18 protein-coding genes are annotated in these 20765 nt (G+C 61.1%); 7 read left to right on the top strand and 11 right to left on the bottom strand.

The features are described 5' to 3' along the window. Window positions 1-75 precede the first annotated feature (75 nt). Genes QRN41_RS00385 through QRN41_RS00360 form a run of 6 tightly spaced genes read right to left on the bottom strand, consistent with a single transcriptional unit; the run spans window position 76 to window position 6236 of the window. Complete coding sequence (locus QRN41_RS00385) at window positions 76-1590, bottom strand: ABC transporter substrate-binding protein (RefSeq protein ID WP_167416544.1); 1515 nt, start codon at window positions 1588-1590, stop codon at window positions 76-78. A gap of 32 nt (window positions 1591-1622) precedes the next feature. Next, entirely contained in the window at window positions 1623-2594 is a 972-nt protein-coding gene (locus QRN41_RS00380; RefSeq protein WP_094064555.1) for an ABC transporter ATP-binding protein, read from the bottom strand. Further along, a complete protein-coding gene (locus QRN41_RS00375) occupies window positions 2591-3547 on the bottom strand; it encodes an ABC transporter ATP-binding protein (RefSeq protein ID WP_285421045.1) in 957 nt (318 codons plus the stop codon). Before QRN41_RS00375 ends, QRN41_RS00380 begins: the two co-directional genes overlap by 4 nt. Further along, window positions 3544-4401 carry an ABC transporter permease gene (locus QRN41_RS00370; protein WP_285421044.1) on the bottom strand — a complete coding sequence of 286 codons (858 nt, stop codon included), beginning with the start codon at window positions 4399-4401 and terminating at the stop codon, window positions 3544-3546. Before QRN41_RS00370 ends, QRN41_RS00375 begins: the two co-directional genes overlap by 4 nt. Beyond that, on the bottom strand, window positions 4398-5345 hold the full coding sequence (locus QRN41_RS00365) for an ABC transporter permease (RefSeq protein ID WP_034096523.1): 948 nt from the start codon (window positions 5343-5345) through the stop codon (window positions 4398-4400). Before QRN41_RS00365 ends, QRN41_RS00370 begins: the two co-directional genes overlap by 4 nt. A gap of 3 nt (window positions 5346-5348) precedes the next feature. After that, a complete protein-coding gene (locus tag QRN41_RS00360; RefSeq protein WP_167416543.1) occupies window positions 5349-6236 on the bottom strand; it encodes a proline iminopeptidase-family hydrolase in 888 nt (295 codons plus the stop codon). A 183-nt stretch (window positions 6237-6419) separates the two neighbouring features. On the opposite strand from QRN41_RS00360, the gene QRN41_RS00355 reads away from it, so the two are divergent. Further along, complete coding sequence (locus QRN41_RS00355) at window positions 6420-7184, top strand: LuxR family transcriptional regulator (protein ID WP_285421043.1); 765 nt, start codon at window positions 6420-6422, stop codon at window positions 7182-7184. Window positions 7185-7278: 94 nt separating this feature from the next. Further along, complete coding sequence (locus QRN41_RS00350) at window positions 7279-8211, top strand: proline iminopeptidase-family hydrolase (protein WP_034137432.1); 933 nt, start codon at window positions 7279-7281, stop codon at window positions 8209-8211. 37 nt (window positions 8212-8248) lie between these two features. On the opposite strand, the gene QRN41_RS00345 is transcribed toward QRN41_RS00350, so the two are convergent. After that, window positions 8249-9751 (bottom strand): nucleobase:cation symporter-2 family protein, encoded by a 1503-nt coding sequence (locus tag QRN41_RS00345; protein WP_094064561.1) that lies wholly within the window; start codon window positions 9749-9751, stop codon window positions 8249-8251. A 159-nt stretch (window positions 9752-9910) separates the two neighbouring features. On the opposite strand from QRN41_RS00345, the gene QRN41_RS00340 reads away from it, so the two are divergent. Further along, a complete protein-coding gene (locus QRN41_RS00340) occupies window positions 9911-10744 on the top strand; it encodes a nucleoside-binding protein (RefSeq protein WP_094064562.1) in 834 nt (277 codons plus the stop codon). Between the two features lie 894 nt (window positions 10745-11638). Here the strand turns inward: QRN41_RS00340 and punC are convergent. Then, window positions 11639-12823 (bottom strand): purine nucleoside transporter PunC, encoded by a 1185-nt coding sequence (gene punC / locus QRN41_RS00335; protein WP_285421042.1) that lies wholly within the window; start codon window positions 12821-12823, stop codon window positions 11639-11641. Between the two features lie 122 nt (window positions 12824-12945). Between punC and punR the strand changes: the two genes are divergently transcribed. After that, on the top strand, window positions 12946-13869 hold the full coding sequence (gene punR, locus QRN41_RS00330) for a DNA-binding transcriptional activator PunR (protein WP_034096516.1): 924 nt from the start codon (window positions 12946-12948) through the stop codon (window positions 13867-13869). On the opposite strand, the gene QRN41_RS00325 is transcribed toward punR, so the two are convergent. Further along, window positions 13841-15019: an aspartate aminotransferase family protein gene (locus tag QRN41_RS00325; protein ID WP_285421041.1), complete on the bottom strand. Its 1179-nt coding sequence runs from the start codon at window positions 15017-15019 to the stop codon at window positions 13841-13843. The two genes, punR and QRN41_RS00325, sit on opposite strands and share 29 nt — an antisense overlap. A 102-nt stretch (window positions 15020-15121) precedes the next feature. On the opposite strand from QRN41_RS00325, the gene QRN41_RS00320 reads away from it, so the two are divergent. Next, window positions 15122-16027, top strand: coding sequence for a LysR family transcriptional regulator (locus QRN41_RS00320; protein WP_034112485.1), 906 nt, complete (start codon window positions 15122-15124; stop codon window positions 16025-16027). Here the strand turns inward: QRN41_RS00320 and QRN41_RS00315 are convergent. Both QRN41_RS00315 and fabV read right to left on the bottom strand, forming a co-directional pair. Then, window positions 16024-16647, bottom strand: coding sequence for an HAD family hydrolase (locus QRN41_RS00315; protein ID WP_285421040.1), 624 nt, complete (start codon window positions 16645-16647; stop codon window positions 16024-16026). The two genes, QRN41_RS00320 and QRN41_RS00315, sit on opposite strands and share 4 nt — an antisense overlap. A gap of 208 nt (window positions 16648-16855) precedes the next feature. Continuing rightward, on the bottom strand, window positions 16856-18052 hold the full coding sequence (gene fabV, locus QRN41_RS00310) for an enoyl-ACP reductase FabV (RefSeq protein WP_094064567.1): 1197 nt from the start codon (window positions 18050-18052) through the stop codon (window positions 16856-16858). A 308-nt stretch (window positions 18053-18360) separates the two neighbouring features. Between fabV and QRN41_RS00305 the strand changes: the two genes are divergently transcribed. Together QRN41_RS00305 and ppnN are read left to right on the top strand one after the other, a co-directional pair. After that, complete coding sequence (locus QRN41_RS00305; protein WP_285421039.1) at window positions 18361-19185, top strand: aspartyl/asparaginyl beta-hydroxylase domain-containing protein; 825 nt, start codon at window positions 18361-18363, stop codon at window positions 19183-19185. Window positions 19186-19332: 147 nt separating this feature from the next. Next, complete coding sequence (gene ppnN, locus QRN41_RS00300; protein ID WP_034096510.1) at window positions 19333-20706, top strand: nucleotide 5'-monophosphate nucleosidase PpnN; 1374 nt, start codon at window positions 19333-19335, stop codon at window positions 20704-20706. Window positions 20707-20765: the final 59 nt, after the last annotated feature.

Genomic DNA, 20765 nt, shown 5'->3' with positions numbered 1-20765 from the left:
CACTGACACAACTGGAACAAAATGTGGGAGGGGGTTTGCCCCCTGCCACATTTGCATTGCGCGGTTCCCTGATTATTAGTTTTTCACCACTTCCTCAAGGGTGAAGCGGCCCAGCGGGTTTTGCAGGAAGTTGCTTATGTTCTTACGTGAGATGTTGATGTAAGGGCTGTAGTACAAGTCGATCCAGTTCACGTCCTGTTTCGCCAGTTTCTGCAGTTCCACATACATCTGCTCGCGCTTGGCCGGGTCAGCTTCGATGCGGGCTGCGGCTACCAGGTCCTTGACCTTGTCGTTCTTGTATCGGGTCATGTAGTTCTGGTTGGTGTCGTGCCCCAGCACGAAGGTGGTTTTCTGGTCCGGGTCGAGGATGTCGTTGGTCCAGTACATCACAGAAATATCGTACTCACCGTCCACCAGCATCTGCCAGCTCTGGGTCGGGTCGACCTTCTGCAGGTTGGCGGTCACGCCGACCTTGGCCAACTGATCCTTGATGATCACCGCAATCTGCTCGTCGGCTTCGTTGCCGGCATTGACCACATAGTTAAGCTTCAAGTCCTTGGCGCCGGCCTGCTCCAGCAGCTTTTTGGCGGCGGTAGGGTCGTAGGGGCGTTGCAAGTTGTTGGCGTAGTGGTACAGCGAGCCTTTTGGGATGTAGGAATAGGCCACGGTGCCTTGTCCGTACGTGACGGTTTTGACCAGCGATTGCTTATCGATGGCCATGTCCAGCGCCTGGCGCACTTCCGGCTTGGCCAGAAGGCCGTGGGCATGGTTGATCAGCAGGTGATCTTCGCGGGTGGATGGGTCGGCGTGAACCACCACGTTTTTGTCTTTCTCCAGTTCTTCAACCCGGGAGAACGGCACGAAAATCGCAGTATCGAGTTCGTTGTTCTGCACCATGCGCATACGGGTGTTGTCGTCGGTCACCGAGACCCACTCCACGCCGTCCAGGCTGACGTTTTTAGCTTGCCAGAAGTTCGGGTTCTTCTTGAGGATCACCCGATCGCCCTTGCGCCACTCTTCCACAGTGAACGCGCCGGACGTCACCGGATTTTCCGAGTAGGCGTCTTCGCCCATGGAAGTCATGGCTTTTTCCGACAGGATCGACACCGTCGGCGAAGCGAGCTGGGACAGGAAGGCCACCGCCGGGGTCTTGAGGGTGACGACCAGGGTTTTCGGGTCGGCGGCTTTCGCAGTGTTGATCAGGCTGAACGGGTCACTCCACAACGAGGCTTTGTTGTCGCGGATGCGCAACAGGCTGAAGGCGGCGTCGGCGGCGGTGATCGGCGAACCATCGGAGAATTTCGCGTCGCGCAGGGTGAAGGTGTAAGTCAGGCCGTCCTTGGAAATGTCCCAGCGTTCAGCCAGGCCCGGTTCCATCTTGGTGCCCAGGTTATCCACGCGCACCAGGGTGTCGTAGACATTGGCGAACACCCAGGTATCGCGGTTCTGCGCACTTTTGATCGGGTCAAAGGTGGTGCTGTCTTCACGGCAACCAATGGTGAGCACACCGGCGGCCTGGGCGAAACCGGCGGTCAGCGACCAGGCGGTCAGCGTGGCGGCGGCGAGTAACTTCAAGTGGCGGGATTGCATGTCATAACTCCTTGTTCATGAATGGCAGAGGGTTAAAGCAAAGGCGTTTCAAGCACGCAACTGTACCGATGCTCGTGCAGGTGATGGGTAGGCGGCAACGCCACGGAACACATTGCCCGCGCATGCCGGCAACGGGGGTGGAAGGCACAGCCGGTCGGCAAATTCAGTGGGCTTGGCGGCTCGCCCGGCAGGGGTTCGGTCGGCAATGGCCGCTGCGGGTCGATCTCGGGAATCGCCTGGATCAACGCCGCCGTATACGGATGACGCGGCGCACTGAACACCGCTTCCACCGGCCCTTCTTCGACGATCTTGCCCAGATACATCACCGCCACGCGGTCGCACAGGCGCCGCACGATGGCCAGGTCATGGGCGATAAACAGGATCGCCAGGTTCATTCGCTGTTGCAGCTCCAGCAGCAGGTTGATGATCTGGCCTTGGATCGACACATCCAGCGCCGCCACGCATTCATCGGCGACGATCAAACGCGGCTCCACCGCCAGCGCGCGGGCGATGCCGACCCGTTGGCATTGACCGCCGCTGAGAGCACCGGGTTTGCGCGTAGCCAGTTCAGGTCGCAGGCCCACCAGGTCGAGCAGTTCATTGACCCGCGCCGGAATCTGCGACGCGGCGACCTTGCGCTGCACCCGCAACACTTCGGCCAGGGTCTCGCCAATGCTGTGCCGTGGATTGAGCGCGGCGTACGGGTCTTGGAAGATCATTGCGGTTTCATGGCGCAGGCGCGTGATGTCGACGGCGCTGGCGTGGGCCATGTCGACACCATCGAACACCACCTGCCCGGCGCTGATGGGGTTGAGGTGCAGAATCGCCCGGCCCAGGGTGCTCTTGCCGCTGCCCGACTCGCCCACCAGGCCCAGGGTTTCGCCGGCCGCCAGGTTCAGCGACACACCGTTCACCGCCCTCACCCACTGCTTGTTCAGCCCGAACACGCCGCTGCCGGAGGCCGCGAAGCGGACTTCCAGGTCCTTGATCTGCAACAGGCTCATGGGCGGTCTCCCAAGGGGTAGTGGCACGCCACCCGCGCGCCATGGGGCAACTGCTCGGTGCATAACGCGCCCACTTGCGGGCACCGCGGGCTGAAGCGGCACCCGGCGGGCAATGCATCGAGCAACGGCGGCTGGCCGGGGATGGTACGCAGCAAGGCGTGGCCACTGCTGTGGGCCGGCTCGCAGTCGATCAGGCCGGCGGTGTACGGATGCTGTGGATGCGCCAGCACCTCGTACTTGCTGGCGTGCTCGCACAAACGCCCGGCATACATCACTGCGATGGAGTCGCAGGTTTGCGCCACCACGCCGAGGTCGTGGGTGATCATGATGATCGACAGGCCGCGCCGGTCGCGCAGGTCCAGCAGCAGACGCAGAATCTGCGCCTGCACGGTTACATCCAGGGCGGTGGTCGGTTCGTCGGCGATCAGCACCTTGGGGTTGCAGCCCAGTGCCACGGCGATCATCGCGCGCTGGCGCATGCCGCCGGAGAATTCGTGGGGGTAATTGTCGACGCGGGCCTGCGGATCGGGAATGCCGACCTGCCGCAGCACCTCGACGGCCTGACGACGCGCGTCCTTTTTCGACGCGCCCTGATGCAACCGAATGCCCTCGGCGATCTGCTCACCGATGCGCATCAACGGGTCCAGGTGGCTGCTGGGGTTCTGGAAAATCATGCCCAACTGCCCGCCGCGCACCGCGCGCATGTCGGCCTCGCCCATGGCCAGCAGGTCCTGACCGGCCAGGCGCACCGCGCCGCCCTGCACGCGCAGGTTAGGCGATGGCAGCAGGCGGATCAGGCCACGACAGGCCATGGTCTTGCCCGAACCGCTTTCGCCCACCAGGCCGAGAATCTCGCCATCGGCCAGGTCGAACGAGACACGGTCCACCAGGGTCACGTCATGCCCGGCGTTGTTGGCGATCACGCTCAGGTCGCGTACCTGCAACAGGCTCATGAGCGGTCCCCCAGGATCTGCGCCACACCGTCGGCCAGCAGGCTGAAGCCCATGGCCAGGGTCACGATGGCCAGGCCGGGAAAGGTGCAGATCCACCACGCTGTGGTGATAAACGCCTGGCCTTCGGCAACCATGGTGCCCCACTCGGCGGTCGGCGGTTGCACCCCCAGGCCCAGGTAGCTCACGGCTGCGCCATTGAGCAGCACCAGCACCGCATCGGACATGGAAAACACAATCGAGCCGAACATCGCATTGGGCAGCAGGTGCCGAAACAGGATGCGCCCATGGCCAAAGCCCAGGCTCTTGGCGGCCAAGGCGAAGTCGCTTTCCTTGAGCACCAGGATCTGCGAGCGGATCAACCGCGCGTAAGACACCCAGCCCACCAGCGCCATGGCGATATAGAAGCTCTTCAGGCCCGGACCGAGGATCGCCATGATCGCCAGCATCAACACCAGGAATGGGAACGCCAGAATCACATCGATCACGCGCATGCACACGCTGTCGAAACGCCCGCCGATATAGCCCGAGACCGCACCGATAAACGTGCCGATGAGAAACGGGAAGATCACCCCGACCACCGCCAATTGCAGATCGATGCGCGCGCCCCAGATAACACGCGAAAGGATGTCTCGACCGTAGTTATCCGTGCCAAATGGATGGATCAGACTGGGCGCCAACAGGCTCAGTTCGGTGTTCTGCGCAATCGGATCGTACGGCGCGATCCACGGCGCAAACAGCGCCAAGCCAAGCCACACGCCTAAAATCAGCAGGCCCCACGCGGCCGTCAACCGGCCATTGCGCAAACCAAAGCGCAACCGCAGGCGCCACGGGGCAATCAGGGGGCGGCTACTCATTGCATTTTTACCCGTGGGTCGAGGGCGACTGTCACCAGGTCGGCGACGAAATTGACCAGCACGGTAGCGCACGCCAGCACCATTGCCACGCCCTGCACCACCATGTAATCGCGGGTAAAGATGCCGCGCACCAGCAACTGGCCGATGCCGGGAATGGCAAACAGGCTTTCGATGACCACCGTGCCGCTGATCAGCCAGCCAATATTGACCGCCAGCAAGTTGACCGCCGGTACTAGGGAGTTGGGCAACACATGCCGACGAAACACCGCCGCCTCCGACAGCCCACGCGCCCGGGCGGCGGTGACGTGGTCGGCCTGCAGCTCCATCAACATGCTCGCACGCAGGTTGCGCACCAGCACCGCCGACAACGCCAGGGCGATGGTCAAGCACGGCAACACCATGTGGTGCGCCTTGTCCAGCCAGGTACGGCCGTAGCCGGAGACCGGGAACAGCCCCCATTGCACGCTGAGCAGTAGGATCAGCATCAAGCCCAGCCAGAACGCCGGCATGCCCAGGCCCACAGTGGTGAAGACACGAATCAGGTTATCCGCCCAGCCGCCCTTATGCCGCGCGGCCACGCTGGCCAGCGGCAGCGCGATCAGCAGCGCCAGCAATACGCTGCCGAGCACCAGCATCAGGGTCGGTTCGATCCGGGTCACGATCAGTTTCAGCGCATCGACCTTGTATAACAGCGACTGGCCGAGATCGCCCTTGAGCAGGTTTTTCAGGAAGTAGAAATACTGCAGCCACAGCGGCTGGTCGAGGCCGTACTGGGCGCGGATTTTCAACAGCGCATCGGGTGTGCTGCGCGAACCCAGCAGCGCCCGTGCCGGATCGCCGGGAATCGAGCGCACCAGCACGAACGTGATCACGCTGATGCCAAACAGCACCGGCAGCAGTTGCAGCGGCCGGTACAGCACGAAACGGTAACGCGCCAGGTTCATCCGTCAGCCTCGATGGCGAGCGAGAAAGTCCAACAGCACCGGGAAGTATGCCTGGGGTTCTTCGTAGAACGGCATATGGCTACTGTTGGGGAAGACATGCAATTCGGCGTGCCGGGCCGCCATTTTCATGCGCATGGCGCAGGCCGGCGTGAGTTCATCGTACTGGCCGGTGGTGATCAGCATGGGCATCGTGAAGTCGGCCATTTCAGGGATGCGGTTCCAATCCTTGAGGTTGCCGACGTAGAGAAACTCGTTGGGGCCCTGCATGGTTTCATAAGGCCCCATGTTCCAGTCGCCGAGGGAGCGCTTGACCGGCTCGGGCCATTCGTCCAGACGGCACACATGGCGATAGTTGAGCAAGGTGATCGCAGCCTGATACTGCGGGTGGTCGAGGGTGCCCATGGCTTCGTGGCGTTGCATCATGGCCACGGTTTCGCTGCCCAGGGCACCGCGCAGGCGCTCCAGTTCCTGGGACAGGTGCGGGATATCGCCGACGGTGTTTTCCAGGATCAGGCTTTTGAGCGCATCGGGATAATGAATGGCGTATTCGATGCCCAGCCAGCCCCCCCAGGAATGGCCAAGCAGGTGCACGCGGCCCAGGCCCAGGGCCTGGCGCACGGTTTCGACTTCTTCGACATAACGGCGGATTTCCCACAGGGAAACATCGGTCGGTCTGGCTGATGCCCCCGTGCCGAGCTGGTCGAATGCGACCACTCGCAGGTTATGCTCCTTGAGCCAGCCATGGGCGTCGCGCAAGTAGTCACACGGCAGGCCGGGGCCGCCGTTGAGGCACAACAGCACCTCATCGCCCTGGCCAAAGCTGTAGACCACGAGGTTATGGCCATCGACTTGCACGTTGTACCGCTGGTCGGGGGCAATTTCACGCCACATGCATACATTCCTTGTGTGGTATCGGCCTGGCAGGTCGCGGCCGTTTATCAGGCCAACACTACCGAGGATGCCGTGCGTCCATAACCTAGTATTTCTTATAGGTTTGGCCTGGCAGTCCTTCGCCGGGGCGTGGCATTCTACTTGGCGCAAGTCGAGATTCAAATGAAAACGGGAGCAGAACGGATGCTGACCAAGCTAACTGCATTCAACGACCGTCTGATGCCGGGCAGGAGCCTGGATGAACAGATGGACAACACTTTCATCCTCGCCCGACAACTGGGCTTCGATGCCTTGGTGTATGACTACACACCGGTGCCGATGGACCAGAAGGGCGCGTTGATCACCCCTTCGGTGCTGGAACTGCGCAACACCCCGCAGGACTGGCACGCCTTATGGTGCAGCGAAGGCTTCTATCAGATCGATCCGGTGCAGCACCTGGCGCTGAGCACAGTGTCGCCGTTTGTGTGGTCCTACGACGTCAAAGCCGATACCCCGCTTAAGAAGGTCATGCACCCCTGCCATGCGCCAGTGTCTTCCTACCTGCACGACCAGCAACTGACCTGCGGGGTCAGTGTGCCGATCCATTTGCCCCGAGGCGGTTTTGCCTCACTGACCGGCCTACGCGTCGGCAAGACCCGCGCGGTGCTGCGGGATGCGCAACACACCCTGGCGGATTTCAGCTTGATCACCCATGCCTTGCAGGAAGCGGCCTACCCGCTGTTCGGCAAAGAACTGCGCAGCTACCCGCATATCCGCCTGACCAAACGCGAACGCGAGTGCCTTAAATGGGCCGCCGAAGGCCTGACCGCGGCGGAAATCGCCACCCAGTTGAGCCGTTCACTGGCCGTGGTGACCCTGCACCTGGCCTCGGCGATGCACAAACTGGGGGCCAAGAATCGCGTACAGGCCGTGGTGCGCGCTACCCATTACCGCCTGCTGGAAGACTGATCCGCCGATAAAACCTAGCTGTTTTGCTAGTTACCTAAATGTGCACGGCGGCTTATCGTGACCCTGATCCTTTTTTCAAAGAGCAGGGTACGAAATGGAATTCATCGAAAAAATCCGCGAAGGGTATGCGGCGTTCGGCGCCTACCAGACCTGGTACCGCGTCACCGGTGACCTGAACAGCGGTCGCACGCCGCTGGTGATCATCCACGGTGGCCCCGGCTGCACCCATGACTACGTCGACGCCTTCAAGGACGTCGCGGCCAGTGGCCATGCCGTAATCCATTACGATCAACTCGGCAACGGCCGCTCCACCCATTTGCCAGATGAAGATCCATCCTTCTGGACGGTCGAACTGTTCCTCGCCGAGCTGAACAACCTGCTGGACCACCTGCAGATCAGCGATAACTACGCGATCCTGGGTCAGTCCTGGGGCGGCATGCTTGGCAGCGAACACGCGATTCTGCAGCCGAAGGGCCTGCGCGCGTTTATCCCGGCCAACTCGCCGACCTGCATGCGTACCTGGGTCAGCGAAGCCAATCGCCTGCGCAAACTGCTGCCTGAAGGCGTGCACGAAACCCTGCTTAAACACGAAGCCGCCGGCACCTACCAAGACCCGGAATACCTCGCCGCGTCGCGGATCTTCTATGACCAGCATGTGTGCCGGGTCAACCCATGGCCGGAAGAAGTGGCCCGCACCTTTGCCCAGGTCGATTCGGACCCGACGGTGTACCACGCCATGAGCGGACCCACCGAGTTCCACGTCATCGGCAGCCTGAAGGATTGGAAATCGATTGGCCGTTTGTCGAAGATCAACGTACCAACCCTGGTGATCTCCGGCCGCCACGATGAGGCCACACCGCTGGTGGTCAAGCCGTTCCTGGATGAGATCGCCGATGTGCGCTGGGCGCTGTTTGAGGACTCCAGCCACATGCCCCATGTGGAAGAACGCCAGGCGTGCATGGGGACTGTGGTGAAGTTTTTGGATGAAGCGTGCGCAGTACCGCACGCAACACGCAAGGCAGGTTGAGTTGAGTGTGGGAGCAAGCGGGCTTGCTCCCCCCCCTTCACACCTCGGAAGTCTCAGGCGTTGACGGCTGCCTTGCCGGTTCAGCCATCAGCGGAATCTCTTTGCCCTCGGCATCAAACAGCTTGCCGCCCCTGAAGTAATCCCCATCCCGCAGCGCCGCCACATCGTGGAAGCACAGGCTGCGTTCGGTCCCCGCGACAAACACCGACTGCTGATCCGAGTTGCCGGCGGTGAAATGGTTGAACGCCAGGTTCAGCAGGATCGCCATGATCGCCGACGAACTGATACCGGAATGGAAAATGGTCGCGAACCAGCTGGGGAAGTGATCGTAAAAGCTCGGTGCGGCGATGGGGATCATGCCGAAGCCAATGGAAGTGGCGACGATGATCAGGTTCATGTTGTTGCGGTAATCCACCTTGGACAAGGTGCGAATCCCACTGGCCGCCACCGTGCCAAACAGCACGATCCCGGCTCCCCCCAGCACCGACGTCGGCACCGCAGCAATCACCCGCCCCATAAACGGCAGCAATCCGAGAATCACCAGGAATAGCCCGCCGGTGGCCACTACGAAGCGGCTTTTCACCCCGGTGACCGCCACCAGGCCGACGTTCTGGGCAAAAGCGCTTTGGGTAAACGAACCGAAAATCGGCGCGAACATGCTCGACAGCATATCGGCGCGCAGGCCGTTGCCCAGGCGTTTGGAGTCGACCTTGGTGTCGATGATTTCACCCACGGCCAGGATGTCCGCCGAGGTTTCCACCAAGGTCACCATCACCACGATGCACATGGAAATAATCGCAGCGATGTGAAAGGTCGGCATGCCGAAATGGAACGGCGTGGGGAAGCCGAACATCGGCCCTTGGGCGACGCCCGAGAAGTCGGCCATGCCCAGCACCACCGCGATCAGCGTGCCGATCACCATCGCCAGCAGGATCGATAAACGCGAGATAGTGGCGCTGCCGATTTTGCTCAGCAGCAACACCAGCACCAGGGTCAACGCCGCCAGACCGATATTGGACATGCTGCCGAAATCCGCCGCGCGGCTGTTGCCACCCATAGCCCAGCGCGCCGCGACGGGCATCAGGGTCAGGCCGATGGTGGTGATGACAATACCGGTGACCAATGGCGGAAAGAACTTGGTAATCCGCGAGAACACCGGCGTGATCAGCAGCCCGATCAAGGACGCGGCCATCACCGCCCCCAGGATCGCCGGTATACCGCCCGCTCCGTCACTGCCAACGATCGCCACCATGGTGGCCACACCGGCGAACGACACGCCTTGCACCAGTGGCAACTGACAACCGAAAAATGGCAGGCCAAGGGTTTGCAGCAGAGTCGCCAAGCCACCTGCAAACAACGACGCAGCGATCAGCAGGCCGATATCCGCCGGCGATAAGCCGGCCGCCTGGCCGACGATCAACGGGACGGCAACGATGCCGCCGTACATGGTGAGTACATGCTGCAGGCCGTAAGCCATATTGGCTGCGACGCCGAGATTCTCATCTTCTGGCCGCTGCGGTGACGCCTTCGGGGTAGTCATGGTGAGGGGTTCTCTGTTTTTGTTGTGGGGCCACTGTATGCAATCCTAGGACTGGATGTCCATAGAGTTGTATACAATCATTCAGACAAGATACCCTCCGCCGGCGTTACAAAAACCATTCGGCCGTGATGAGCCGCAACGCCAAAGGACACAAAAACAATGAAAAAGGCATTACAAGGCGCTACCGTCGCACTTACTCTGCTGGGCGGCGGGGAGGCTGTCGCGGTGGAGTGGATGAACAACAGCGTAGGATTTCGCTACGGCCAGCAGTTCACCAACCCGAACAACCCCGATGAATTCAGCAAGCGTATCTACAGCTTCACCCACGCCAGCGGCTACCGGTACGGCAGCAACTTCCTCAACCTGGATGTGTTTCTGTCCGACAGCCGCGACCCGCGCAAGGGCACCGATCACGGCGGCAGCGAGGTGTACGCGGTGTACCGGCACCAGCTCTATGCGTCGCGGGTATTCGATAGGCCGCTGGGCACGGGTGCGATCAAGGATTACGCCCTGACCCTGGGCTTCGACGCTAACCGCAATAACAACTTCGCCTCCGCGAAGAAACGCGCGCTGGTGCTCGGCCCGACCGTGAAATTCAATACTGTCGGCGTGTTGGACCTGAGCCTGCTGTATTACAAGGAGCGCAACCACACTGGCATTCCCGGCGCCCAGGAATCCGACCACACCTTCGACGACACCTACATGCTTAACCTGACGTGGATGCGCCCGTTCGAGATCGCCGACCACGGGGCGAAATTCCAAGGGTTCATCAATTACGTCGGGGCTAAAGGCGAGGACTACCACGGCCGCGACACCGCTGCCGAAGCGCTGATGCGCACCGCGCTGATGGTGGCCGTGCGACCGGGCAAGAGCGTCAAACCGAACCTGTACCTGGGCGTGGGTTACGAGTACTGGCATAACAAATTCGGCGTGGACGGCGGGCGCGGCAGCCGCACCTCCACGCCGACCGTGAATATGGAAATCACCTTTTAATCACGGGTGCTGCTGTGAGTCAGACACACCGCATTCGCAGCAATTAGGGCCGCTGCGCAGCCCAACGCAGGGCAAGCCTGCTCCCCACAAGGAAGCAGCCCCCCGCAAGTTGTGGTGAGCGGGCTTGCCCCGCGCTGGGGCGCGAAGCGGCCCTGTCTCCAGACACTGCGGTGTGCCAGGCATAAACAGTTTGCAGGCTTTGGGGCAGCCGCTGCGCAGGGTGTTCTTTCAGTTCAGCTCTATCATCACCACAGGGAAGCAGCACCCCCGCAAATTGTGGTGAGCGGGCTTGCCCCGCGCTGGGGCGCGAAGCGGCCCTGTCTCCAGACACTGCGGTGTGCCAGGCATAAACAGTTTGCAGGCTTTGGGGCAGCCGCCGCGCAGGGTCCTCTTTCAGTTCAGCTCTATCATCACCACAAGGAAGCAGCCCCCCCCCCGCAAATTGTGGTGAGCGGGCTTGCCCCGCGCTAGGGCGCGAAGCGGCCCTGTCTCCAGACACTGCGGTGTGCCAGGCATAAACGGTTTACAGGCTTTGGGGCAGCCGCTGCGCAGGGTCCTCTTTCAGTTCAGCTCTATCATCACCACAGGGAAGCAGCCCCCCCCCCGCAAATTGTGGTGAGCGGGCTTGCCCCGCGCTGGGGCGCGAAGCGGCCCTGTCTCCAGACACTGCGGTGTGCCAGGCATAAACAGTTTGCAGGCTTTGGGGGAGGCGCCGCGCAGGGTCCTCTTTCAGTTCAGCTCTATCATCACCACAGGGAAGCAGCACCCCCGCAAATTGTGGTGAGCGGGCTTGCCCCGCGCTGGGGCGCGAAGCGGCCCTGTCTCCAGACACTGCGGTGTGCCAGGCATAAACAGTTTGCAGGCTGTGGGGCAGCCGCTGCGCAGGGTCCTCTTTCAGTTCAGGTCTGTCATCAGCTCGGCGCGATTGGCCTTCGGCCGGGCCAGCCAATATCCCAACACTGCCAACGGCGCGGTCGCCAGCATCACGATCACGGTGATCATTAGCGGATGCTTGAGCATCGATGACACCAGCAGGCTGCTCACAAAGCACAACCCCAGTTGCAGGGTGTTTTGCAGCGCTGCGGCCTTGCCGGAATTTTCCGCAAAGGGCATCAGCGCATTCGCCACCACGATGGGGTAACTGGCACCGTTGCACAGCGCCATCAGGCAGAACGGAATCAGCAAGGTGGTCAGGGTCGGCACGGTCAACGTGGCAACCAGGTACAGCGCGCCCATGCTCACGCAGTAGGCCAGCAACAACCACGGCAGCAACGTTTTGCCCGGCAGATGCTGCAAGGCGCTGCGACAGCTGTAGCCGCCGATCAGGAACGCCAAGGTCGGCAGTACATAACTCAAACCGATATCGTTAGGGCTGTAGCCCATGCCGCCGAGGATAAAGGGAGAAGCCGTCAGCCAGGCGAAGAAACTGGCCGAGCACGCGGCAAAGATCATCACATTGCCGCTGAACACCCGCGATTTGAGCAACTGCCCATAACCCAAACGTGCCGACGCCTGTGTCAGCCGTTTCGGCACGCTGCGCAGGAACAAGGTGGGCACCAGCAGCACCAGCGACACACCCAACAGCACGCCGAAGATTGCCTGCCAGCCCAGATGATTCAACACCACCGCTCCCAACAACGGCGCCAAAGCCGGCGACAGCGACATCAACGGCATGATGCTGGCAAATACGCGATGAGCCTTATCGGCCGGGTAGCGATCGATCACCAGTGCCTGCCAACTCACGGCGGCGGAACACACTCCAACCGCCTGGATAAAGCGCAGGGCCAGCAGTTGCGCAGCGCTGTCGACCCAGAACATCCCTACGCAGCCCAGCACAAACAGGCTCAGGCCCGCGAGCAGGATCGGCTTGCGTCCTAGCCGGTCGGACAGCGGCCCCCAAATCAACTGCCCCAGCGCAAAACCTGCGAGGAATACGCTCAAGCTCGCGCCAACCGCGCTCACGCTGATCTGCAAGTGCTGGCCCATGGCGCCGAACGCCGGCAAGTACATGTCCATGGCGAGATAACCGAGCATGCTCAGGCCCGCTAGATACCCGGTGAAACCAAACGAATTTTTCATTGAAGCCTTGCTGACATTGCCATCAAACTATTTGCTGACTAGCGCCCATTATGAAGCTGATAGATTCTGTGTGAAGCGATAATAATTGGGCACTCTTATCAATATTTTTGAAGGCAATAGCCATGTGGTCCGAATATTCTCTGGACGTAGTAGACGCAGTGGCCCGCCATGGCAGTTTCAGCGCCGCCGCTCAGGAATTGCACCGCGTACCGTCAGCCATCAGCTATACGGTGCGTCAGTTGGAAGAATGGCTGGCGGTGCCTTTGTTCGTGCGACGTCACCGTGACGTGGAACTAACCCCCGCCGGCCGCCTGTTTATCGACGAAGCCCGGGGGGTGATGAAGAAAATGCTCGGCACGCGGCGCTTGTGCCAGCAGGTGGCCAATGGCTGGAGCGGCCAGTTGAAGGTGGCAGTGGACTCCATCGTCAAGCCCCAGCGCTGCCGGCAACTGGTGCTGGATTTCTATCGACAGTTCCCCGAGGTGGAATTGCTGTTGGAATACGAGGTGTACAACGGCGTATGGGATGCCCTGGCCGACGAACGCACCGACATTGTGATTGGCGCCACCAGCGCGGTGCCGGTGGCCAGCCACTTTACCTTCCGCGACATGGGCCTGTTGAACTGGCTGTGCGTGGTCAGCGCAGAACACCCGCTGGCAAGGGCCGAAGGCTTGCTCAACGACGACCAGCTGCGCCCCTTCGCTTCGCTGTGCATGACCGATACGTCGCGCAACCTGCCCAAGCGCGATACCTGGACCCTGGATAACCAACGGCGCCTGGTCGTGCCCAACTGGGCGTCCGCCATCGATTGCCTGCGCGACGGCCTGTGTGTCGGCATGGCGCCGGCACATCAAGTGACGCCGTGGATCGAACGCGGCGAGCTGGTAGCGCTGCGACTCACCCGCCCCTTCCCCGCCAGCCCGTCCTGCGTGGCCTGGGCGCAGAACAAGCTGTCCCCGGCCATGGCGTGGTTGCTGGAATACCTGGGTGACACCGAAACCCTCAACCAAGAATGGCTCAATGGCCCTGATCCAATAACCGGCTAATGGCCCGCACGATCATCTCGACTTCCTTGCCGTCCAGGGTCAGCGGCGGCAGCAGGCGGATGATCTTGCCCCGCGTCACATTGATCAGCAGCCCATGTTCCTGGGCGGCGCGCTGGGCCAGGTCGCGATACGGGTTGGCCAGTTCGATGCCGATCATCAAGCCCTGCCCGCGAATCGCCAGCACCTGGGGGTGTTCCGCCAGCTCCACGCGCAGCCGCGCCAGCAAGCGTTCGCCCTGTTGCGCGGCGTTGTGCAGCAAGCCCTGCTCTTCGATGATGTCCAGCACCGTGCAGCCCACCCGGCAAGCCAGCGGGTTACCGCCAAACGTGCTGCCATGACTGCCCGGCGTGAACAAGCGCGCTACACCCGCCCGCGCCAGGCAAGCTCCGATCGGCACGCCATTGCCAAGGCCCTTGGCCAAGGTCATCACGTCCGGCACGATGCCTTCATGCTGGAACGCGAACCACGCACCGGTGCGACCGATGCCGGTCTGGATCTCATCGAGCATCATCAGCCAACCGTGGGCGGTGCAATGGTCGCGCAGGCCACGCAAATAGCCGGGCGGCGCGGGCAGTACGCCACTTTCGCCCTGGATCGGCTCCAGCAGCACAGCCGCGATACGTGCGCCGTGGGTGCGGGTGATCGCCTCAATGGCGGCCAAGTCACCGAACCGGACCTTGAGAAAATTCCCCGGCAAGCGCTGAAACCCAAGGCGCACCGACGGCCCGTCACTGGCCGCCATGGTGCCCAGGGTGCGCCCGTGGAAAGCGTTCTCCATCACCACGATCAACGGCTCTTCGATGTCCTTTTTCCAGCCGTGTAAGCGCGCCAGTTTGAGCGCAGTTTCGTTGGCTTCGGCACCGGAATTGTTGAAGAACGCGCAATCCAGGCCGGACAGCTGCGCAAGACGCTGGGCCAGGCGTTGTTGCCAGTCGATGCTGTAGAGGTTGGAGGTGTGCAACAACAGACCGGCCTGCTCGCTGATGGCCGCTACCAGGCGCGGGTGGGAATGCCCGACATTGGTCACCGCCACACCCGCCACCGCATCGAGGTACTCGCGACCCTGCGGGTCCCACAAACGCGTGCCCAGGCCACGGGCGAAGCTCAGGGCCAAGGGTTGGTAGGTGGTCATCAGGCAGGCGGCGGTCATGGTGCGGGCTCCAAGTCATCAGGTCGATGGTCTCAGTATCGTTAGCCACCTGAGCTGGATAAACTGCGCATTTATGCAATGACTTTAAAACAGGGCTTGATAATGGATCTGTTCCAGGCAATGTCGGTGTACGTAAAAGTGGTGGAGACCGGCAGCATGACAGCGGCGGCCCACGCCTGCGGCATGTCGACCACGATGGTCGGCAACCACCTGCGAGCCCTGGAACAGCGCCTGGGAGTCAGCCTGCTCAAGCGCACCACGCGCAAGCAGAGCCTCACGGAGTTCGGCGGCCAGTATTACCAACGCTGTCTGGAGGTGCTGGGGCTGGTGGCCGACTCCGAACAACTGGCCGAACAAGCCCACAGCGACGTGCCCAGAGGCACCTTGCGCATCACCGCCCCACCCGCCTTCGGCACCGAGCGCCTGGCGCCGGCGTTGAGCGAATTCTCCCAACGTTATCCGCAGATCAAGCTCTATGTGGTGCTCAGCAACCAGCGCATGGACCTGGTCGACAGTGGCTTCGACGTGGCGATCCGCTTGGGCGAGTTGGAACCGTCGAGCCTGATCGCCCGGCCCATGCAGGACTACACCATCACCCTTTGCGCTTCGCCGAGCTACCTGGCGCGACGCGGCACGCCGACCAAGCCCGAAGACCTGCAACTCCACGACTGCCTGGCATTCGCCTATCCGTCCACCGACGACTGGCGCAACGCCGACAAGCTCTGGCGTATGACGGGAGCGGACGGCGAAGTGGAAATCCCGGTGTCGGGATCGTTGACCATCAATAGCTCACAAGCCCTGCGCCAAGCGGCGGTGCAAGGCATGGGCATCGTGATGCTGCCCGATGCGCTGGTCCAGCCCGATCTGCACAGCGGCAACCTTGTGGCGTTGCTGACCGACTATCAATTGCCCAGCCGCCCCATGCATGTGCTGTACGGCCAGGATCGTTATCGCCTGCCCAAGTTGCGAGCGTTTGTCGATTTTGTGATGGAGAAATGGGCGCGCTAGAAGCCCACGCCCAATTCACGTAATCGTGCCGATGTCTGCTCGGCCGATACATGATGAATGCCCTGCCAACCCAGAGCGCTGGCGGCTTCGGCGTTGTCGGCCACGTCATCGATGAACACCACTTCGCTCGGCTGGATATCGGCCAGATGGGCACGCACGTGCGCGAGGCTGGCGTGGTAGATCGCCGGGTCGGGTTTGATCAGCTTCACTTCGCCAGACACGACGATGTCACGCAAGCACTGCAGGAACGGGTAGTGTTTACGAGCATAGGGGAAGGTTTCGGCCGACCAGTTGGTGAGCCCGAACAAGGGCATGTTTGCGGTGTGCAAGGCCTGGAGAATCGCCACGCCTTCAGGCAAAGGGCCGCGCAGCATCTCGTGCCAGCGGTCGTAATAGGCCGTGATCAAGTATCTATGCTGGGGGTGTTGATCGATCAGGATTTGCGTGGCTTCAGCCAGCGGCCGCCCCGCATCTTGTTCGGTATTCCAGGCCTGGGTGCAGATGTTATCCAGGAACCACTGCCGTTCGTGATCGTCGGCAATCAGTTTGCGGTAGAGGTGATGCGGGCTCCAATCGAAGAGAACACCGCCGAAATCAAAAACTACTGCACGAATCGTCATCAGATCCTCCGTTGGCTTGGCTTGATAGCGGGAGGAGTCTGGCAGATTTGAAGGGAGGGAAAGGCGCGCTGAAGCGTAAGAAACCTCTGAAACGCACACAAATCAAAGTGGGAGGGGGCTTGCCCCCGACGGCGGTAGCTCAGCTACAGCTGAGCTGTCTGACGCGACGCCATCGGGGCAAACCCCCTCCAACATTTTTAACCGCGCTTTAGGCTTGGATCAGACCGTTGATCTTTACAGTCGGGTTCACGTCAGCTTCGTAGTCCACACCGTCGACTTCAAAGCCGAACAAGCGCAGGAATTCCGCCTTGTAGCCGGCAAAATCGCTGATCTCGTCGACGTTTTCATCGGTCACCTGGTTCCACAGCGCCGCCACGGCGTCCTGGACTTTCGGCTCCAGCTCAGCCAGGTCGGCACGCAGGCGGCCGTCGGTGTCGAGCTTCGGCGCCTTGCCGTACAGGCTGTCCTTGAACAGGCCGTAGACCTGCTCGATGCAACCTTCGTGGGTGCCCTGCTCTTTCATCACTTTAAACAGCAACGACAGGTACAGCGGCATGATCGGAATCGCGGAGCTGGCCTGGGTGACCACCGCCTTGAGTACCGACACGCGGGCGTCGCCCTTCAATGCCGCGAGGTTTTCACGCAGGGTCAGGACTTTCTTGTCCAGGTCTTTCTTGGCTTCGCCGATGGAGCCGTTCCAGTAGATATCCTGGGTCAGCTTTTCGCCGAGGTAGGTGAACGCGGTGGTCTTGGCGCCTTCGGCCAGTACATCCGCGTCACGCAGGGCGTCGATCCACAGTTGCCAGTCTTCGCCACCCATGACCTTCACGGTGCCGTCGATTTCTTCCTGGGTCGCCGGCTCCAGGGTGGTGTCGACCACTACGCCCTTGTCGGTGTTGATACCACGCAGGGTCACGGCCTTGCCGATCGGCTTGAGCGTGGAGTTGTAGACTTCACCGGTCTTCGGGTCGGTACGGCGTGGCGCGGCCAGGCTGTAGACCACCAGGTCGATCTTGCCCAGGTCTTTCTTGATGGTGTCGATGGTCAGGCGCTTGATCTCGTCGGAGAACGCGTCGCCGTTGATGCTCTTGGCGTACAGGCCTTTTTCGACGGCAAACTTCTCGAACGCAGCGCTGTTGTACCAGCCGGCCGAACTCAGCTTGCCTTCTTCGCCTTCTTTCTCAAAAAACACGCCCAGGGTATCGGCGCCGCAGCCAAACGCGGCACTGATGCGCGCGGCCAGGCCGTAGCCGGTGGAGGCACCGAGAACCAGCACCTTCTTCGGGCCGCCTTCGATGGTGCCGTGTTGAGTCACGTAGTCGATCTGCTCTTTGACGTTCGCCTCACAGCCAACTGGGTGGGCGGTTACACAGATGAAGCCACGAACCCGCGGTTTGATGATCATAAAATTTCTGCCTCTTCCAAGGTGCCGAAGGCCAGTGGTAGCCATTCAACTTCAATCGTACCGGTCTATGACGTCCCAAAAACCGAAGCGTCACGATAGTCGCAAATCTTGCGTTTACAAAATCCAATGCACGGGATCCTGCGGGGTTAAAAACTGTGTAAAACCTTCACAATTTCGCACTATTTAAAATGCCGATGGGGCGGCAAACGCCTTATGATGACGCAAATGTTTCAACATGTTTCAAAAACCACCACTCGCGGCCACGGATACGGACCTGTCGAATGGCGTCCTGCTGGAGCTTGAGTGTCATGAATAAGTCTGCGTTGCGTAAAAAAGCGGTGTCTGTTGCCTGGGTCATCGGCGTGTTGCTGTTTATGGGAGTGTTTCCCATGACCACCGTGGTCTTTCTAAGCCTGGTGCTGGTCTGTGGGATCTACGATTTCCTGCGCAACGGCCTGTATGACGCGCCCACCGTCAAAAAGTACTTTATCGGCAGCGGCCGCAACACGTGGTTGCTGGCGCCGTTCAACACCCTGTTCGACCTGCTGAGTTCGCGCAATCGCCATGTCTATACGATGCGTGACTTGCCGCCTGCCTGGCGCGAGGAACTGCAACAGGTGATCGACGATGCCATGGCCCACAAGGATGAAATCATCGGTTATCTGGATGAGCGCATGGCCGAGAAGAAACGAGGCATGTTGTTTTTCCAATGGTACGGTCGGCCGATCGAAACCACGCTGAACATCCCGCAACTGCGGCAAAAGCTGCCGTTCGTAAAAACCATCGGCGTGTCGGTATTCAACGAGAACCGCTCCACGTCTTTTCACTTCGGCCCGCTGCGCATGATGTTCCGCGTGCTCTACAACATGGCACCGGCGCCCCGTCACGATGGGGTGTATATCCAGGTGGGCGAGCACAAGCACTACTGGCATGACGATCCGCTGTTTATCTTCGATGACACCCTGATGCACGCGTCCTTCAACAAAAACGACGCCAAGCGCTACTGCCTGTTTATCGACATTGTGCGGCCGACCCCGCTGCCGGCGGTGCTTAACGCCGTGATCGCCGGGTTTGCCGCCATGGTCTTTACCCTGCGTCGGGTTTTCTACAAAAACTGGAAGCTGATCGAGTAAGTTCTGCGGCATGATGGTGCTGGACGGTGTTTGCGCTCGGCCGTGTGGCTGAGGTAAAAACCGTCTCGTGCGACCGTGATCGGCGCCCATCTTTCTCAAGCCATCGCCCCCCTGGGGATGCGGTGGCTGCGCTTTCAAGGAATCAGAATGCCCCAACGTCAAGTCATCAATGCCTCCGTCAGCCCCAAGGGCAGCCTCGAAACCCTCTCCCAACGCGAAGTCCAGCAACTGAGCGAAGCCGGTACCGGCAGCATCTACACCCTGTTCCGCCAATGCGCCCTGGCGATCCTCAATACCGGCGCGCATATCGATAACGCCAAGACCATCCTCGACGCCTACAAAGACTTTGAAGTGCGCATCCACCAGCAGGACCGTGGCGTGCGCTTGGAATTGCTCAATGCCCCGGCCGACGCCTTCGTCGATGGCGAAATGATCGCCAGCACCCGCGAGATGCTGTTCAGCGCCCTGCGCGATATCGTCTATACCGAGAACGAGCTGGACAGCCAGCGCATCGACCTGAGCAACTCCCAGGGCATCACCGACTATGTGTTCCATCTGCTGCGCAACGCACGCACGCTGCGTCCGGGCGTGGAACCGAAGATCGTGGTGTGCTGGGGCGGGCACTCGATCAATACCGAAGAATACAAATACACCAAGAAAGTCGGGCACGAACTCGGCCTGCGCAGCCTGGACGTGTGCACCGGCTGTGGCCCAGGCGTGATGAAAGGCCCGATGAAGGGCGCGACCATTTCCCACGCCAAGCAGCGCATCACCGGCGGGCGTTACCTGGGCCTGACCGAGCCGGGCATCATCGCCGCCGAAGCGCCGAACCCGATCGTCAATGAACTGGTGATCCTGCCGGACATCGAAAAACGCCTGGAAGCCTTCGTGCGCGTGGGCCACGGCATCATCATCTTCCCAGGCGGCGCCGGCACCGCTGAAGAATTTCTGTACCTGCTGGGCATCCTGATGCACCCGGATAACCGCGATGTGCCGTTCCCGGTGATCCTCACCGGGCCACAACAGGCCGCGCCGTATCTGCAACAACTGCACGCATTCGTCGGCGCCACCCTTGGCGAAGCGGCGCAGGCGCACTACCAAATCATCATCGACGACCCGGCCGAAGTGGCCCGTCAGATGAACGCCGGCCTCAAGGAGGTGAAGCAGTTCCGCCGCGAGCGCAACGACGCCTTCCACTTCAACTGGCTGCTGAAGATTGACGAAGGCTTCCAGCGCCCGTTCGATCCGACCCACGAGAACATGGCCAGCCTGCAACTGAGTCACGCCCTGCCGCCTCACGAACTGGCGGCGAACCTGCGTCGCGCGTTCTCCGGGATCGTGGCGGGCAATGTGAAGGACAAGGGCATCCGTCTGATCGAAGAAAATGGGCCGTACGAGATCCATGGCGATCCGGCGATCATGAAACCGCTGGATGAACTGTTGAAGGCATTCGTGGCCCAGCACCGCATGAAACTGCCCGGCGGCGCCGCGTATGTGCCGTGTTATCGCGTGGTGCAGTAAGCGCGTTCATAGTTTGTATTGCTTTGGCGCCGGATCGGGCGTGCGAGCGTTAAAAGTTC

This window comes from Pseudomonas sp. efr-133-TYG-23 (genome assembly GCF_030209215.1).
Lineage (GTDB): Bacteria > Pseudomonadota > Gammaproteobacteria > Pseudomonadales > Pseudomonadaceae > Aquipseudomonas > Aquipseudomonas rhodesiae.
This window is presented reverse-complemented; position numbering and strand designations above follow the sequence as displayed.